The 16008-nt window shown below is 58.8% G+C and carries 16 protein-coding genes and 1 pseudogene; 4 read left to right on the plus strand and 13 right to left on the minus strand.

Annotated elements, in window-relative coordinates; translation table 11 throughout:
- A partial coding sequence (locus tag ACN0X0_RS21565; RefSeq protein WP_417280914.1) for a transposase occupies nt 1-834 on the plus strand: 834 nt, incomplete at its 5' end.
- A 676-nt stretch (nt 835-1510) separates the two neighbouring features.
- On the opposite strand, the pseudogene ACN0X0_RS21570 reads toward ACN0X0_RS21565, so the two are convergent.
- The 12 genes and pseudogenes from ACN0X0_RS21570 to ACN0X0_RS21625 form a co-directional block, all read right to left on the minus strand.
- Nucleotides 1511-1624: pseudogene (locus ACN0X0_RS21570) on the minus strand (IS110 family transposase); the annotation flags it as partial.
- 175 nt (nt 1625-1799) lie between these two features.
- A complete protein-coding gene (locus tag ACN0X0_RS21575) occupies nt 1800-3182 on the minus strand; it encodes an L-serine ammonia-lyase (RefSeq protein ID WP_417280915.1) in 1383 nt (460 codons plus the stop codon).
- 63 nt (nt 3183-3245) lie between these two features.
- Nucleotides 3246-4538 carry a TRAP transporter large permease gene (locus ACN0X0_RS21580; RefSeq protein ID WP_417280916.1) on the minus strand — a complete coding sequence of 431 codons (1293 nt, stop codon included), beginning with the start codon at nt 4536-4538 and terminating at the stop codon, nt 3246-3248.
- Between the two features lie 12 nt (nt 4539-4550).
- The gene (locus ACN0X0_RS21585; RefSeq protein WP_417280917.1) at nt 4551-5063 is read right to left on the minus strand and encodes a TRAP transporter small permease; all 513 of its coding nucleotides are present in this window, start codon (nt 5061-5063) and stop codon (nt 4551-4553) included.
- A 54-nt stretch (nt 5064-5117) separates the two neighbouring features.
- The gene (locus ACN0X0_RS21590) at nt 5118-6098 is read right to left on the minus strand and encodes a TRAP transporter substrate-binding protein (protein ID WP_417280918.1); all 981 of its coding nucleotides are present in this window, start codon (nt 6096-6098) and stop codon (nt 5118-5120) included.
- Between the two features lie 149 nt (nt 6099-6247).
- Nucleotides 6248-7012 carry a LamB/YcsF family protein gene (locus ACN0X0_RS21595; protein WP_417280919.1) on the minus strand — a complete coding sequence of 255 codons (765 nt, stop codon included), beginning with the start codon at nt 7010-7012 and terminating at the stop codon, nt 6248-6250.
- A complete protein-coding gene (locus ACN0X0_RS21600) occupies nt 7009-7377 on the minus strand; it encodes a hypothetical protein (protein WP_417280920.1) in 369 nt (122 codons plus the stop codon). Before ACN0X0_RS21600 ends, ACN0X0_RS21595 begins: the two co-directional genes overlap by 4 nt.
- Nucleotides 7374-8363, minus strand: coding sequence for a biotin-dependent carboxyltransferase family protein (locus ACN0X0_RS21605; RefSeq protein ID WP_417280921.1), 990 nt, complete (start codon nt 8361-8363; stop codon nt 7374-7376). The genes ACN0X0_RS21600 and ACN0X0_RS21605 overlap by 4 nt, the downstream gene beginning before the upstream one ends.
- Nucleotides 8360-9028, minus strand: coding sequence for a 5-oxoprolinase subunit PxpB (gene pxpB, locus ACN0X0_RS21610; RefSeq protein ID WP_417280922.1), 669 nt, complete (start codon nt 9026-9028; stop codon nt 8360-8362). The genes ACN0X0_RS21605 and pxpB overlap by 4 nt, the downstream gene beginning before the upstream one ends.
- Nucleotides 9025-10377 (minus strand): acetyl-CoA carboxylase biotin carboxylase subunit, encoded by a 1353-nt coding sequence (gene accC / locus ACN0X0_RS21615; protein ID WP_417280923.1) that lies wholly within the window; start codon nt 10375-10377, stop codon nt 9025-9027. The genes pxpB and accC overlap by 4 nt, the downstream gene beginning before the upstream one ends.
- On the minus strand, nt 10374-10781 hold the full coding sequence (locus ACN0X0_RS21620) for an acetyl-CoA carboxylase biotin carboxyl carrier protein (RefSeq protein ID WP_417280924.1): 408 nt from the start codon (nt 10779-10781) through the stop codon (nt 10374-10376). Before ACN0X0_RS21620 ends, accC begins: the two co-directional genes overlap by 4 nt.
- A gap of 103 nt (nt 10782-10884) precedes the next feature.
- Nucleotides 10885-11817, minus strand: a complete 933-nt coding sequence (locus ACN0X0_RS21625; RefSeq protein WP_417280925.1) for a LysR family transcriptional regulator — start codon at nt 11815-11817, stop codon at nt 10885-10887.
- A 160-nt stretch (nt 11818-11977) separates the two neighbouring features.
- Between ACN0X0_RS21625 and ACN0X0_RS21630 the strand changes: the two genes are divergently transcribed.
- From ACN0X0_RS21630 to ACN0X0_RS21640, 3 genes are read left to right on the plus strand one after another with little or no spacing between them, the layout of a single operon-like run.
- The gene (locus ACN0X0_RS21630; protein WP_417280926.1) at nt 11978-13153 is read left to right on the plus strand and encodes a pyridoxal phosphate-dependent aminotransferase; all 1176 of its coding nucleotides are present in this window, start codon (nt 11978-11980) and stop codon (nt 13151-13153) included.
- A 10-nt stretch (nt 13154-13163) separates the two neighbouring features.
- The gene (locus ACN0X0_RS21635; protein WP_417280927.1) at nt 13164-13811 is read left to right on the plus strand and encodes an RraA family protein; all 648 of its coding nucleotides are present in this window, start codon (nt 13164-13166) and stop codon (nt 13809-13811) included.
- 52 nt (nt 13812-13863) lie between these two features.
- Nucleotides 13864-15378 carry a hypothetical protein gene (locus tag ACN0X0_RS21640; protein WP_417280928.1) on the plus strand — a complete coding sequence of 505 codons (1515 nt, stop codon included), beginning with the start codon at nt 13864-13866 and terminating at the stop codon, nt 15376-15378.
- 409 nt (nt 15379-15787) lie between these two features.
- On the opposite strand, the gene ACN0X0_RS21645 is transcribed toward ACN0X0_RS21640, so the two are convergent.
- On the minus strand, nt 15788-16008 hold a 221-nt coding region (locus ACN0X0_RS21645; RefSeq protein WP_417280929.1), incomplete at its 5' end, for a biotin/lipoyl-containing protein.

Consider the following 16008-nt stretch of genomic DNA (forward strand, 5'->3'; position numbering starts at 1 on the left):
GTCCTTGCCAAACAAATCACCGGGCGCGCGGCCTTCCATCAATCGGTCCAAGATGTCTTTGTCGATGCTCATACGTGGGTCTCCTCTTCGTGCAGTTACCACGTCAGCGCACAAAATTCAGGATCGTCCCCGGATACGGAAAAATACTTTGTATCAGAGTCTTCCGTGTATCGCGTTCTCAAGGAGTACGACCTGATCACAAGCCCGGCTTACGTGGTTTTATCCGCCGCCGATGAGTTCAAGGACAAGACGACGAGACCCAACCAGCTTTGGCAGACCGACTTCACCTATCTGAAGGTCATCGGTTGGGGCTGGTTCTACCTGTCGACAATCCTGGATGATTACAGTCGCTATATCATCGCCTGGAAACTCTGCACCACGATGAAGGCGGGGGATGTGACCGACACGCTGGATCTGACGTTGCAGGCCTCCGGCTGCGATCAGGCAACCGTCGTTCACAAACCGCGGCTTCTCAGTGACAACGGAGCCAGCTACATCTCGGGTGAACTGGCTGAGTGGCTGGAAGATCAAAAAATGGAGCATGTTCGCGGTGCCCCATATCACCCGCAAACCCAAGGTAAGATAGAGCGGTGGCACCAGACCCTGAAAAATCGGATACTTCTGGAGAACTATTACCTGCCCGGCGATCTCAGCAGCCAAATTGACGCCTTCGTCGAGCATTACAACCACCGGCGCTATCATGAGAGCCTGCATAACCTCACACCCGCCGATGTCTACTTCGGGCGCGGACAAGCCATTCTAAAACAACGAGAGAGGATCAAACGAAAAACCATCGAAACGCGACGCTTGCTTCACAGCAATTCAGCCGCATAATTAAATCAATCGGATGAGCCAGACCCTCTCTTAATTCAAGCGGCTAACTGCCCCAAATTATCTGACGACGGACACCAAGAAGGGGCACGAAGAATCCCTTTGCGTTTAGGGAAGACGGACATGGTACAAGGACGCAAAGAGAAGTGGTCGACAACTCGGCTCGGCAAACAGCTCGATCGGCGCTCAATCCGAGACCGCATCGCACAGCAATTTTGTCCGCACCGTCGGCGCCCCGGCAAGGCGTAGCGACTGGTGGTTTTGGCCCCCCAGTTTGGTGCGGCCTTGAACGACCGCTAGTGTTATCTGCGCTGCGGCGCAGAACGCCGCTTGCTGCGGCTGTGAGAAACTCCATCGACATGCTGCATTCGCGCCGGTTGGTCGCCGAATGACCGGAAGGTTCGCAATGCTGACGCCCGCGCAGCCGTTGAAAATGACTTGTGTGGATGGCTCCCGCATAGCAAGTCGCAAATGATTTCGTATACCTTTTCAGAAGCGGTCTTGTGTCCGGCCTGTTTGCGCGGTTCACACCGCAGGCCCTGATGGGATCCGCAGATCAGGTTCCTATCTGCTTAGCGGGCAATTGCTCCCGGGTCATTCGGCGGAGCGTCCTGATCGTTGCGGTTGAAGGGTACGCCATCACATCGTCGGTCTTGCTATCTCACTGTTTCTCTACGTCTCAGGCTGTGTTCGGGCGGTAGGGTTCGTTCCTGGTCAGCACCGCCCACATGATCCGCGCCGTCTTGTTCGCCATGGCGACGGTCGCGAGCCGGGCCGGCTTTCTCTGCAACAGAGCCACCAGCATAGCCATCGACCTGCAGTGCCCCCTAGAAACCTTTGAAAATCTGTCCGACGTGGCTTGATAGATTTGCGGAGCTGCTGACGTACCAAATCACTGCCAGTCTCACACCCCGAAACGCAACTGCCCCACACTTTGCGGTGTTCTCCATAAACGGTGCGCAGCATCTTCAGCAATTAGGCACGTTGACGGCAAGTCCGCCGAGGCTCGTTTCCTTGTAGCGCTGATTCATGTCATTACCGGTTTGTCGCATGGTTTCGACCACAGCATCGAGCGGCACGAAGTGGGTTCCGTCGCCGTGCAGGGCGAGGCTTGCGGCAGAAATCGCTTTGATGGCGCCGAGTGCATTGCGTTCGATGCACGGCACTTGCACGAGACCTTTGACGGGATCGCAGGTCATCCCGAGATGATGCTCAAGCGCGATTTCAGCGGCATTTTCGATCTGATGCGGGGTGCCTCCGAGAACCGCGGCAAGACCTGCGGCGGCCATGGCGGCAGCCGAGCCGACTTCTGCCTGACATCCGCATTCGGCGCCTGAAATCGAGGCGTTCGTTTTGATCAACCCGCCAATAGCGGCGGCGGTCAGAAGGAAGGTGCCGACGTCTTTGACATCGGCGCCGGGCAAGTGGTGGAGCCAATAGCGGATCACGGCGGGGATCACACCGGCCGCCCCGTTCGTGGGCGCGGTGACGACCTGACCGCCCGCAGCGTTTTCTTCATTGACGGCCATTGCGTAGCAGGAGACCCAGTCATTGGCGCTGTGGGGGGCAGGGAAACCTTTCTCTTTCTCGGTCTGAAGGGCAACTCGAAGTCCCATGGCGCGGCGCTTGATCGAAAGCCCGCCCGGCAGTTGCCCTGTCGAGTTCAGGCCGCGTTCGATACAGGCGTTCATCGTCTGCCAGATCCGGGCCATGCCGGTGTCGATCTCTTCCGCCGAGCGGAAACAGAGTTCGTTTTCCAGTTTCATAGCGGCGATGCTGCGACCGCTCTCGCTGGCCATGTCCAGCATCGATTGGGCAGAACGGAAAGGGAAGGGGATCGGAGAGGGGGCGTCAATCGTTTCCGGATCAATCTCCTGCATCTCTGTCTCGGTCAGAACGAACCCGCCGCCGATCGAGTAGTAGACCTCGCGCAGCAGGAGGTCCCCGTTCTCATCGCGCGCCGAGATTCCCATGCCGTTCGAATGTGCGGAGAGCGGCACCTCGAAATCAAAAACAAGGTCGGTTTCCGGATCGAATGCAATCGGGGGAAACGGGTCGATCCGGAGGCGTTTGGTGCGGGCAATCTGTGCAAGTGTCGCGTCAGCGTCGCTGAGGTCATAGGTTTCCGGGGAGAACCCCGCGAGCCCGAGGATAGCCGCGCGATCCGTGGCGTGCCCCTTGCCGGTGAAGGCCAATGATCCATGCAGACGGACCTGTATCTGCGTGGGCGCATCGCGCAATTCTGCGCGCAGCCGGGACAGAAAGAGCGACCCTGCGATCATTGGTCCCATCGTATGTGAGGACGACGGACCAATGCCGATTTTGAACAGATCGAAAACGCTTAGAAACATCTCGCACCTCATGAGCGGGTCGCCATTGTGGCGGCCCGGTAAAAGTTCAGAGCAACACCATGCCTAGAGAAGAGATGGCAGGAAGGTCACGATCTGCGGAAAGACTGCCAAAAGTGCGACAAAGATCAGCATCAGGCAGAAGAACGGAAAGGCCGCACGCACCACAGTGGAGAGTTTCTCGCCCGTCAGCCCCTGGATTACGAAGAGGTTCATGCCGACTGGCGGCGTGATCTGCGCCATTTCGACGACGACGATCAGGAAGACCCCGAACCAGACCTGATCAAACCCTGCGCCAGTGACGAGAGGCAATACGATGGGCAGCGTCATGACGATAAGGGACATGCCCTCCAGAAAGCATCCCAGAGCGATGTAGAAAATCACGAGAAGCGCGATCAGCTGCAGTGGGCCAAGGTCGAGTGCAGAGATTTCTGCGTTGATCTGTTGTGGCAGGCCGAGAAATCCCATCGCTGTGGACAGAAAGGACGCAGCTGCGATGATGATCCCCAACATGCTCACGGTGCGCGCGGCTCCGATGCAGGCATCAAAGACGGATTTCAGCGACAGCGATCTTTCGAAAGCCATAATTGTGAGTGTGGTCACCACGGCGAGAGAGGCCGCCTCTGTCGGGCTTGCGAAGCCAGCATACATAGATCCGAGCATCACGACCATGAGGATGACAAACGGGATCAGCGTCACGAGGCGGGTGAAGCGTTCACGCCAGATATGTTCGATCACTTCGCCGGTTTTCTGCTGCATCGGGCGCACCCATGAGTAAATCGCCAGATAGCCCATAAACATGCAGACGAGCAGAAGACCGGGCAAAAGCCCCGCCGCAAACAGTTTTAGGATCGAGGTCTGCGACAGCACGCCGTAGATAATCATGATGATGCTCGGCGGGATCAGAAAGCCCAGCGTGCCGGACCCGGCCAGTGACCCCATCGCGATCGAGCGCGGGTAGCCACGATTTTCCAGCTCACCCAAAGTGATCTTGCCAATCGCGCTCGTCGTGGCGGCAGAAGAGCCGGAAATGAGCGCGAAAAAGGCGCAACCGAGGATATTGGTATGCAGCAGCCCGCCGGGGAAGCGATGCACCCAGGGTTCGAGCGCATGAAACAGGCCGCCGATAAATTTGGATCGGAACAGCAGCTCGGCCATCAGGATGAACATGGGCAGCGCGAGCAGCTCCGGTGAGGAGAGGCCGTTCCACACGGATTGCGCGAGCACTTTCTCCACTGGCAGGGAACGAAAGATTTCCAGGCTCAGAATGCCGACGCCCATCAGACCGAGGCCGACCCAGATCCCGGCGCCGAGGAGCGCGAACAAAAGCAGTAGCGGGGCAATGATTGCAATAGGCATAGGGATCAGTCCTCATTCAGCCGAAGGCCCGGAGGACCATTGAATCTCTGTCGGAGTCCCGAGCAGGATATGAAACAGGCGCAAACAAAGCTGAACCGTGAGCATGACCGCACCGAAGGCCACGAAGCTGATCGGGATGACGAGCGGGATGTCGTCGACGGTTCCTGAGGTCCGTCCGGTCGCACCCCAGTTCCACGCGAGCTGGATCAGGGCAAAGCTCAGGTAGCCGGAGAACAGGAGGCCGCCGAGTGTCGACATGAGCTGAAAGACACGCGGCATGACGGTCGCGAGCAGGGTCACCTGAATATGCCCGCCGGTCCGCAACGTCATCGAGAGGCCGAGAAAGATCGCTGCAATGTGCATATAGGCGGCAAATTCCCAGACAAAGCTCAGACTGATGTTTGCAACGTTCCGAAGAAGGATCTCAAAGAGTTGAAGAAAGGCGATCAGAAAGATCAGCCCTCCCGAAATCCATGCCAAGACGCGGGACACCGCATCGGTAGATTTGTAGAGTCTGGGCCACATAGCGCGCTCCTGTAGTCAGCGGCCGAGACAGGATACCCCGGCCGCCTAGTGAGTTTAACGCGCGTTGAACGCGTCGACGACTTCTTGAGCGCGCGGGCCCATTTTTTCGAGGGACTCAGCGCGGATCGGCTCTGCACGTTCGCGCAGTGTCTGGCGTGTGGCATCATCAAGATCGCCGAGGACGATGCCGTTTTCCGCGAGTCTCGCCATTGCTGCCGCATCGGCATCCTGGGCGGATTGCCAGAAGGACGGCTCCAGACGCTGCGCGATGTCGACGATTGTCGCCTGATCTTCTTCGGAGATGGCGTTCCACGCGTCCATGTTGACGCTGACCGCGTTCAGGTTCCATGTGTGACGCGTCGGGTAGCCATGCGTCAGGAATTCCCAGAAAGAGCCATCCACTGCGGAAGGGGAGGAGGTTCCAACGCCGTCGATGGCGCCCGTAGCGAGGGACGGGATGACCTCACCCCATGGCAGCTGAACGGCGGTCATGCCGGCCGCGTCGAAAATCTTGGTTGCAGATGGGTCGGACGAGCGGACTTTCACACCGTCAAAATCCTCAAAGCCGTTAATTTCCTTTTTGGTCCAGACCTGTTGCTGCGGCCACGGCACCGTGTAGAGGAGTTTTTGGTTGTTCTCTGCGAAAACCTCTTCGAGGAGCGGGCGGTAGAACTCCTGAAATGCGACCTGCTCTTCATAGGTGTTCATGAGGTAAGGGAGCGATTGAAGCCCGAGGAGTGGTTCGTCACCGACCTGTTGTTGCAGGAGCATATCCGTGATCGGAACAAGCCCGTCACGCACTGCGCCGAACATTTCCGGGCCTTTGAATCCGAGCGAGCCGCCGGGGTGGGTTGTAATCATGACAGAGCCGTCGGTCTCTTCGGCAATGGTATCTGCAAAGAGTTTTGCACCCACAGAAATATAGTTTTCTGCGGGCCAGCTGAGCGGGAGATCCCATTTGGTTTCGGCAAGAGCGGGAAGAGCCGCGGCGCCGACAAAGATGGAGAGGAGGCCAGTCTGTATCGTGTGTTTCATGTTGTTCCCTGTTTGTTAGAGTTGTTCTGACCGCAGTTTTCACCACAGCTTGATAGGGTTAGAAAAACCCACGCCGTGATGAAAAAATAGCGATATAAAATACTTTTCCGTCATTCCTTTTTGGAATGCATGGCGGGAAAGCCGCCGTTTCAGGCAAAACTTTTGACGCTGAAGCCCGCTGTTTCGACAGTATTACGGATCAAACTGGCGAGCGGAATGGCGCCCTTGGTGTCACTGTGGATCAGGATGGAATCGACAGTCATGTTGATCTCTGTCCCGTCGATGCAGGACAGTTTACCGTCTTGAAGAACGCGCCGGACACGCTCCGCAATGCATTTAGGATCGTGAATGACCGCCCCCTCAACCTGTCGGGACACCAGAAGACCGGCTGGCGTATAGGCCCGATCCGCCAAAAAGGAGCGAATAATACGCAGACCTTGCCGTTCCGCCTCAAACGCGGCGGCTGTGTTGGGCAGGCCGATATAGGCCAGATCACGGTTGAATTGGCGAAGGGTTGAGATCAAGATACGGGCGACATCCGGGTCGGCAAAGGACAGATTGCCGAGCGCGCCGTGAAAGTTTGCGTGGGTCAGGTTGATCCCCTGCGCTTCTGCCAGTGCAGTCAGCGCACCAAGCTGGGCAAAACAATGGACCTCCAGCTCACGCGCGGACATCTGAACAGGACGACGCCCGAAACCGGCGAGATCGGGGTACCCCACATGAGCACCGGCGGAGACACCGCGTTCGGTGGCCAATGAGAGGGTCCGCGCCATCACGACCGGATCGCCTGCATGGGCGCCACAGGCAATATTCGCCGAAGACACGATGTCGAGCATCGCTGGATCGTCGGCCATGTGCCAGGCGCCAAAGCCCTCGCCCAGATCGGAATTCAGATCGATGGTTTTTTCTGTCATGTCAGCGTCGCTTTCTCAGAAGGTGCCGGAGCCACTTTCAGCAAGGAAGTTCCAAATTCGACCCGTGTGCCGTCCCCTGCGACAGGTGTGGGCGTCGCGTCACCTGTGGAGACCGGAAACAGGAACGCCCCGGCTTCGATACAGAACATCTCGGCATTCGTATCCGGATGGCGGTGGTGGAAAAAACCCGTCCCTGAGGCCCGCACTTCGGCGGTTGCGGTCTCGCCCGTCTGCCCGGTTGTGTCCGGTGCGCGAAACTTCAAAAACAGGGTCGTGTCTTTGTCCTTTACTTTGATTTCCCTGACGGGACGCTCCGCGAGCCAATCGACGAGCCCCGCGATTTCTGTGAGAAATTCCGGCGTCATTGCATCCCCCAACGCTGTGCATAGTCGCTTGCCAACCTGATTTTGAGCGGCAAGACAGAGAGCAGTTTCGTGTGTTCTTTCTGAACTGCGAGTGCCGTTTCGCGGTCCACGGCCTCGAACCGCACCTCGGTCCCCAGACGGATCTGGGCCAAACGTGGCATGTCTGCGTCGATCACAACACCAAGTTTCGGATACCCGCCGCAGGTGTTCGCGTCATTCATCTGAATAGCCGGAAGCCCATCCGGCGGCAGTTGGATCGTACCGGGCAAGATCCCATGCGAGAGCAATTCGCGGTGTGTCTCGAACACGACCGGTTGACCTTCGAACCGATACCCCATGCGGTTGCTGTCAGGCCGCAGTTTCCAACTTTGAGCCTGAACCTTGATCTGGTCCTCGGGTGACAGATCTGCCCATTCGGCCGCCGGGACAAAGCGGATCACAGGCAATTCACCTGGAGGGTCCATAAAGCCAAGGCGGGCGGCGCTCAGGCCGAAGCCCCCTTCGGGAAGAGTGTTCTGCGGTTTGTCCAACACCGTGAGACGATCCCCCGCCCGGAGCATGCGCCCTTCGTGCCCGCCGAACGCGCCTTTCAGGTCTGTTGCGCGTGATCCCAAGACCGCGGGCACATCGATCCCGCCGGAAACGCACAGATAGCTGCGCATCCCGTCGGTCGAGGGCCCCGCGCGAAGCTCCTGTCCGGCGCGGACGTGGCGGACCCACCAGGACGGCAGGGGCTTCCCGTCAAGGCGCGCGTTGGCATCGGCGCCCGTCAAGGCAATCACCTGATCCTCCAGAAAACGGACAGCAAAGCCACCCAGCGTGAATTCGATGGCGGCGGCATCGGGGGTGTTTCCTGTCAGGATGTTCCCGATGTCGAGCGCCCGCCTGTCCATGGCGCCCGCTGTGCCGACGCCGATATTGCGATGGCCGACTCGGCCCGTATCCTGAACCGTGGCAATGGGGCCTGGTTGAATGATTTCGATCACGACAGCACCTCGATTAGTCTAAAGCGAACACGATCACCGGGCATCAGGATCGTCGGCGGTTTGGCGCGAGGGTCAAAGCATGTCACATCAGTGCGGCCAATCATGTGCCAGCCGGACGGTGTCGTGCTGGCCTGAACCGCCGTTTGCGCGCCGCCGATAATGATGCGACCGGCTTCGACGTGGGGATGGATCACGCATCTGCGTGGCGCGGCCAGTTCATTGGGCAAGCCACCGAGATAGCCAAAGCCCGGCTGTGCGCCGAGGGCAAAGACGGTGTAATCGGCCTGCGCGTGTCGGGTCGCAAAGTCCAAGGGCGTGAGGCCCGCAGCCTCTGCCAGTGACGACAGATCCGGCCCCGCCTCGCCGCCATAGACCACCGGAAACTCGATGATCCGCATTTGCGCATCATCAAATGTGACCGTGTTCCAGAGCGTTTCCACCTGTGCACAGATCTCTTCGCGGTGGGTGGCGATGGGGTCATACACCACGAGAAGATTGTTCATCCCCGGCACCAGTTCGCGAATGCCCGATGCCCCTTCGAGTGCGCGGGTCACCGCCCAGATCCGGCGTTGACGCGTGAGATCCAGAGGACCGACAGGGTGTTCGCACAGCAGGGCCGCCTCTCCCATGTCGGAAAAGACCACGGAATCGTTTGACTGTGTCATGCCGGTGTCTCCTCTCGCAACATGGTTTCCAGATAGGCTATGCCGGTTCCGCCCGTTCGGAAATTGCTGTCTTTCACCAGGCGCCTGTGCAGCGGAATATTAGTGCTCACGCCGGTGATGGTGGTCGCCTCAAGTGCGGCGAGGATGCGCGTCAGGGCCTCTGCGCGGTTCGCCCCATGGGCGATCACCTTCGCGATGAGCGAGTCATAATGCGGAGAGATTTCGTAGCCGGACTCGATATGGGTTTCGACCCGAATGCCCTCTCCGTCCGGCGGCTGCCATCTGTCCACGATCCCTGGTGTCGGCATGAAGGTGTTCGGGTCCTCCGCGTTGATCCGACATTCGATTGCGCTGCCACGGAAGGAAATATCCTCTTGCGTCAGGCCCAGCGGCTCGCCCATGGCAATCCGAAGCTGGGCCTCGACGATATCGATGCCGGTAATCATTTCGGTCACCGGATGTTCAACCTGAAGGCGGGTGTTCATCTCGATAAAGAACAGCGCGTCGTCCTCAAAGAGAAACTCGAACGTGCCCGCGCCGCGATAATTCATGCTGCGACAGGCGGCGAGACATTGCGCCGCCACATCCTCAATCAAATCACGCGGGACACCGGGGGCAGGGGCCTCTTCGATCACTTTCTGGTGGCGGCGCTGCATCGAGCAATCGCGATCTCCGAGATGTACGGCATGGCCAAAGGTGTCGCACAGAACCTGAATTTCGACGTGGCGCGGTCCGGTCAGAAACCGCTCCATGTAGAGTTCGGGATTGCCAAAAGCGGTGCGCGCCTCTTCGCGGGTCAGTGTGAGGGCATCGAGCAGCTCGCGCTCTTCGGTGACGACGCGCATGCCGCGCCCGCCTCCACCGCCCGCCGCCTTGACAATGACCGGATAGCCGATGTCGCGCGCGATGGCGCGGATCGTTTCAGGGTCGTCCGGCAGAGGTCCGGGAGAGCCGGGAATGCAAGGGACACCTGCACGGATCATCGCCTGTCGCGCCCGTACCTTATTGCCCATATCGCGGATGGCGCTGGACGGCGGGCCGACAAAGATCAGATCATGCGCTTCGATCTGCTCGGCGAAGTCGGCGTTTTCCGAAAGAAAACCGTAGCCCGGATGGATCATCGTCGCTCCGGACACTTTGGCGGCATAGATCACGGATGCAATGTCGAGATAGCTTTCGCGCGCGCGGGCAGGACCGATACAGAGCGCATCGTCTGCCTCACGGACATAACGGGCGTTGCGGTCGGCCTCCGAACAGATCTGCACGAAGGGCAGTCCGATGTTCCGACAGGCCTTTTGGATGCGGACCGCAATCTCGCCGCGGTTTGCAATCAATAGTTTATGTCTCATGCGGCACCCTCTTTCAGCGTGACCAACACCTGACCGGCGCTGCATGTGGCGCCGTCCTGAAGGGTGATCGCGGCGATGGTGCCCGCCACGGGTGCGGTGAGGGGGATCATCGATTTCATGGCTTCGATAAGAACGAGGGTCTGACCCGCGTCGACCCGCTGGCCCTCCGTGACAAAAGGCGCGGCGTCGGGAGACGGCGAGAGATAGACCAGTCCCGCCATCGGTGCGCTGATGTCGACTGTATTTTCCGCGACCGGAGCCGGTGCGACTGTGCGAGGCGCAGGGGAGGCGGCGTCCGTCGCGAACACGATTTCGATGTCCAGATCTCCCGATGAGATGCGCATCCCTTCGAGCGCAGAATCAGAAAACTGATCCACGAGGTCTTTGATCCGTTGAATGTCCATGCACTGAATCCCTGTGTTTGGAAGCGGCATCTCGGGCGTGCCGTTTGTGCCGCCTTTGTGGTCCAGAGATTTGATGCAGAAAAGAGATTTAATTTTATATGATTTAATTCTCTGAGGGAATGTTTTGAAACTGACTGGAAAAATCGCAGGCTTCTTGCGCAATTTCCGCAACCTTTTGAGCCACATTTGTCGGGCGGTCATTGCGATACATGGCGGAATAGGGGACCAGTGGCAGCGCGGGTGTTGCCGCGATGACTTCGAGTTTCTTTTCGTCAATCAGCGATTTGAAGCAATCCCGCGGCATATAGGACAGGCCAAGCCCCGCAATTGTCAGCCCGAGCAGCGCGGTCATACTGTCGCTGCTGACCTGACGCGGAAAGACGATGCCCTGATTGCGCATCCATTTCGAGAAAAAGAGACCCGAACCGGAGCGGGTGCCCTGTGAGAGGATCGGATAGCTGGACAATTCCTGAAGGCTCAAGGTGGCGTTGGCACCTGTCACAAGACCCGGCGCGGCCATCCATTCGTTCTGAACTTCTTCCAAAATCAGCGAGGTGACTTCGGGGGCGGAGAATGTATCGGGAATGATAATCACGTCGATCTGATCGTCGAGCAGACGTTCATAGAGGTTCCGCGCCATATCGACTTCGGGTTCGAGGACGACGCCGGGATAGGCCTCCCGCAAGAGGGTGACCAATCGGGGTAGCCATGTCATCGCCACCAATTCCGTCACGCCGAAGCGGATATGATGCACCGGCACCGCCGCGCCGTCCCGAAGGACCGTAATACGGTCCTGCAATTCGAGCATCTCCTCCGCGATGTGTACGATATATGCGCCCTTTTCGGTCAGACGCGCCCCGCGTTGGCTTCGGTCGAAGAGGGGGGTGCCGATGGTGAGTTCCAGTTCCTGAATACGCTTCGAAATCGCGGATTGTGTTGTGTTCAGTTTCAAAGAGGCGCGTTCGAACGTGCCGAGATTGGCAATCCAGTAGATTGCTTCGAGTTGTTTGAACGTGATCGGGACGGAACCAGCCATCATATGCCTCTAGGGAATGTTTTCGCATTCTGAATAATCTGTTTTTTTTATGATGGCCATCTCTAGGATGATCTGAGTGAGCGATCTCACTCCGAAAATACGTACTATCGATCAAAAAATAGGCAGATTGATGACTATATCCCTTTCGAAACGGGTAACAATGCTGAAACCCTCGGCGAGCATTGCAGCCAAAGCTATCGTGAATGATCTGCGGGCGCAGGGACGAAAGGTCGTCGATTTTACGATCGGTGAGCCGGATCTGGATACGCCGCCCGCGATTGTCGACGCCGGGATTGCGGCGATGCGCTCCGGTGACACGCATTACACAGCCAGCAATGGAACCGCGCCCCTTCGTGCCGCCATTTCTGCGAAATATGCGCGTGAGAATGGACTGGACATCGCGCCGGAAGACATCGTCGTCGGTGTCGGCGCAAAACAACTGATCTTTGAAGCGTTTGCGGCCACGCTTGATGACGGTGACGAGGTCATCGTGCCGGCCCCTTACTGGGTCTCCTATCCGGATATCGTGCGTCTGAACGGCGGCGAACCGGTCATCGTGCCTTGTCCCGCAGACGCAGATTTCAAACTGACGCCGGAGACGCTTGAGGCGGCGCTCACGGAGCGCACTCGTTGGGTCATTCTCTGCGCGCCGTCCAACCCGACGGGCGCGACCTATACCACGGCGGAACTCGCGGGTCTGGCAGAGGTGTTGATGCGTCATCCGCAGGTCGCGGTGATGACTGACGATATTTATGAGCACCTGATCTATGACGGCGCCAAAGTCGACAACATCCTCCGTGTGGAACCGCGTCTGGCGGGGCGCGTCGTCCTGATCAACGGCATGTCGAAAGCCTATGCCATGACCGGCTGGCGGATCGGCTTTGCTGCGGGGCCATCGCATGTGATTGGCGCGATCACCAAGCTGCTCGGGCAAAGCACGACCTGCGCCTGTTCGTTCGCTCAGGCCGCGGCGGCGGAGGCCCTGAATGGTGACCAGAGCGCGGTCGCAGACATGGTTGCGATTTACCAGCGTCGTCGGGATCTGATGTATCGGCGTCTGTCGGATATCCCCGGCCTCAGCTGCGCCAAGCCGGAAGGGGCCTTTTACATCTATCCGGATGTCTCCGCGCTGATCGGGCGCACGGCCCCCGATGGCACCGTGCTCGGCTCTGACCGCGATGTCGCCCTGTATTTCCTGCGTGAGGCAGGTGTCGCGGTAATGGATGGTGAGGCCTATGGCATGTCGCCCTACCTGCGCCTGTCTTTTGCCACTTCCGAAGAAACCATCAATGAAGGTTGCACCCTGATCGCTCAGGCCTGCGCCGCCTTGTCATAAAGGACAGAACATGCTCGAAGAACGTCGTAACCCGAACGCCCCGCAGGCCGATCCAGAGCTGGTGGCGGCCTTCCGTGCGTTGCCTGTGGCCAACATCAGTGACAATTTGCATCGCATTGTCGGCGCCGTTGGCGTGCGTCCGTTTCACGATGGCACCGCGATGGCGGGCACGGCCCTCACCGTGCGGGTCCGGGCCGGAGACAACCGTGCCATCCACGAAGCGCTCGAAATGGTGCGACCGGAGGATGTGATTGTTGTAGACGGTGGCGGCGACGAAAGCCGTGCGCTTGTCGGTGAAATCATGACGTCGGTGGCGCAGATGCGCGGTGCTGCGGGGATGGTGCTCGACTCTGCGGTGCGTGATGTCGAGGCGCTTGGCCGTTCCAGCTTCCCCTGCTTCGCGCGTGCCGGAATCCACCTTGGGCCCTATAAAAACGGACCGGGCGAAATCAACGTGCCGGTCACGATTGGCGGTATGCTGGTCAATCCGGGCGATATTGTTGTCGGCGATGCCGACGGAGTCGTCGCCTTTTCCCCGGACATCGCGCCAGCCCTTCTGGAAGCCACACGCGCCCAATCGGATAAAGAAGCCGAGATCCTCGAAGGGATCGCGAGAGGTCATTACACCGGGGCCTATGCTGCCCCCGCCAAAGCGTGATGTTCCGACCGGAATATCGACGTGCGTGAGCGCCCTGAGAGAGACACCCTACATGCTTACAGATGATGATTTGAAGGAAGCCCGACTGGCAGCCATGCATGAAACCTGTGCTGGCGCTCCTTCCGTGCCGTCCAACCCGTTCTTTGGCGTTGGTCCGATCAGCGACGGTTCCACCGACGAGGCAGACCGTGTCGAGCGGCGACACGCGTTCGAGCGGTGGGTCACCGAAAGGTATCGCAAATACGATGACTGCGGCCAAGATCTCGGCGGCTTTACGGTCTCCGAGCTGGCCCGTTCGATGCATCGTGGCGAACCGGCCGACAGCATCCTCACGGATATGATGCGGACGATTCACCGATATTTCGAACTGCCCAAACAAAACCGTATGGCGATTGGTCTGGGCGGCGGGCACACTGGATTTACCGTGTGCGTGCAGCACCTCATGACGCTTCAAGATGCGGAGCAGCACGTCTTTGTCGACACGCCGCACCCGGAGACTCCCGCGAGCGCGGCAAGTGGTTTCTTCCGGCAATCCTGGGCCACACAGATCATCGAGCTCTGCCAGTTATCACGAGGCGGGACCGTCGAGCGGCTGCATTTCGCGCAGGATGATGGCACGCTGCCCGACGCGGCAGAGCTCACAAAGCGCGGGATCAAACTCTTTATCGGGGTCGGGCATGAGACCACTGGCGCCTCGACCTATAGCGCGTCCGAGATGGTCGAATTGTTGCGCTGGCTTGATGTCGATCCCGACAATCACCATGCCATCATCGATGCCACCTCGTTGCTCGGTGCAATGCCATGGCCCGAAGACGTTGTTGCGCAGGTGCTCTCGAAATGCTGTCTGTTCATGCCCCTGCAAAAGGCGATTGGCGGTGTGGCCGGGTATTTCGTGGCGAGTTTCACGCCGCAGGCCTTGGCGAAAATCGACCGCAACGTTGCAGATCCAAGCTGGTCCATTGCGCGTCAGTTGAGTCTGGCCGTGCCGGTCGATCCGGCCTTGCCACTGACCGGCAGACGCTCCGTTGAGAAAGGGCCTTTCTATGACCCCGAGGCAGACCGCATGTGTGGGGGCGTGATCAACACCTATAGCCTGCTCGCCTTTGCGGAAACCACCTTCGGGCTTTTAAGCCTCGAGCATGAGTTGGGTCCGATGTCGGACCTCAACGCCCGTTCAACGTCGAACCGGGCCGAAATCGAAGACTGGGTCGCAAATGAGCCTTTGTTCGATTTCGTGGTCGAGACGCCCAACAAACGCGGTTCTGCGGTGACGCTTCTTCGGGTGAATGATCCCGACTTTGCGGACGTGCATGGCCGTATTCTGGGGCGCGCCAAACAGCTCCTCGGCTACCAAGGCATCACGCATCCGGACGGTATGCATGAGCCGGGTTTGAATGCGGCGCTTTACGTGAATGCATTCCCCGGAAAGCCGGGTGATTTCCGCGCCTGGATCGGAGGCGTGCGGACTGGTGCGGATATTCGCGCTCTTCTGGAAAACCTCCGGTATGCGTGGCAGCGGGCAAAGGTTCTCGTGATCGAGGAAATTCTCGCCGAGCGCGCCGCCTAAAGACTGCGCGCTGTCGCTTAGGACGCGACGACCCACACATGAAAAAGCGCCGCTCAATACGGCGCTTTTTTGCTTGAAGTGATCTGGGATCAGTGCGTCATCATCCAAGGATGAGATCAAGCATGAAGGTCACGATCAGCAGAAGGTGCAGTGTGACACATGTGATGTAGGCTGCGCTGCGGCCAGGATAACGCGCCGCGTGATTGCGAGCATCGAGACGCGTCTTCCGACGGGGTGGCAAAACTGCCGCACATCAAGCTGAGAACGTAGATGATGAGGAACATCATGGGTGCGAGATCATGGAGCGTCGCAATCCGTTTGAGGTAGCTTTCGGTAGAGAGGCAGTGAGCCTCCCCATTTGAACAGCCCCACCCCTATGTTTAGGACGTGGAGGACCACATAAGGCCCACTACTCAAACTCGACCAGCAAATCCTTGGCGTCGATCTGAGCGCCCGGGCTGACATGCGCGGCTTTGACCGTGCCGTCCTGATCGGCGGTGATCGAGGTTTCCATTTTCATCGCCTCGATGGTCAAAAGCACATCGCCTTTCTTCACCGACTGCCCAGCCACGACCGCGACGGTCGCGACGACGCCCGGCATCGGCGCGCCGACGTGTTTCGGGTTGCCCA

Origin of the sequence: Celeribacter sp., from assembly GCF_048270365.1 — a bacterium.
In the GTDB taxonomy this organism is placed as follows: Bacteria; Pseudomonadota; Alphaproteobacteria; order Rhodobacterales; family Rhodobacteraceae; genus Celeribacter.